The sequence below is a fragment of the Bradyrhizobium sp. 31Argb genome, from assembly GCF_043638955.1.
Lineage (GTDB): Bacteria > Pseudomonadota > Alphaproteobacteria > Rhizobiales > Xanthobacteraceae > Bradyrhizobium.
The window spans coordinates 1-730 of record NZ_JBEGDB010000668.1 but is presented as its reverse complement, the minus strand read 5'-3'; the positions used below and the strand labels follow the sequence as shown (position 1 = coordinate 730).

The 730-nt window shown below is 60.1% G+C and carries 1 protein-coding gene; it reads right to left on the bottom strand.

What is annotated here, in order from left to right:
• Positions 1-32: 32 nt before the first annotated feature.
• The coding region (locus AAFX91_RS42185; protein WP_394570409.1) for a DDE-type integrase/transposase/recombinase at positions 33-730 on the bottom strand (698 nt) is incomplete at its 5' end.

The following is a 730-nucleotide window of genomic DNA, read 5'->3' as shown; positions in this document are numbered from 1 at the left end:
CCTCCCTGCGTCACGAGCCCGGCGAAACTCTCTCACCTTGATTGACGCGCTCTTCCATCCTGATCGCCGCGCGACAGGTCTGGCTCGTTTGCCCAAGCTGTACAGATGGCTTCGTAGGGTGTGAGGCCGCGTAGCGTCTTCAGCCGCTTGGCGAAGTTGTAGCCGTCCAGGAAGGCGCCGAGGTGATCTTCGAGTTGGCGCTTGGTCTCATAGTGGTATCGCCGGACGGTTGCCTCCTTCAGTGTTCGGTTCATCCTTTCGACCTGGCCGTTGGTCCAAGGATGGTTGGGCTTGGTGAGACGATGCTCGATGCCATGCCTCCTGCAGGTCAGGTCGAAAGGATGGCCGCGCCACATGGCGGTTGGACCCGATCTGTTCTTGGGCAGGTCGGCGAATTGGATGCCGTTGTCAGTGAGTACGGTGTGGATTTTGTAGGGGACAGCGTTGACCAGGTCGTTGAGGAAAGCCCTGGCGGTGGCAACGGTCGCCTTCTGCATCAGCCGAGCGAAGGCGTACTTCGAGGTGCGGTCCACAGCCACGAAGAGGTAGAGCTTGCCCTCCTCGGTGCGGACCTCGGCGATGTCGATGTGGAAGTAGCCGATCGGATAGGCCTTGAAAGGCTGCTTGGCAGGCTTGTCACCGGCGACCTCGGGCTGACCTGCCACTGAGTATTTCCTCCAGAAGGAGTTAGAGTCCGGCCCGAAGAAGGACGGACAGATGAAGCGAGCAA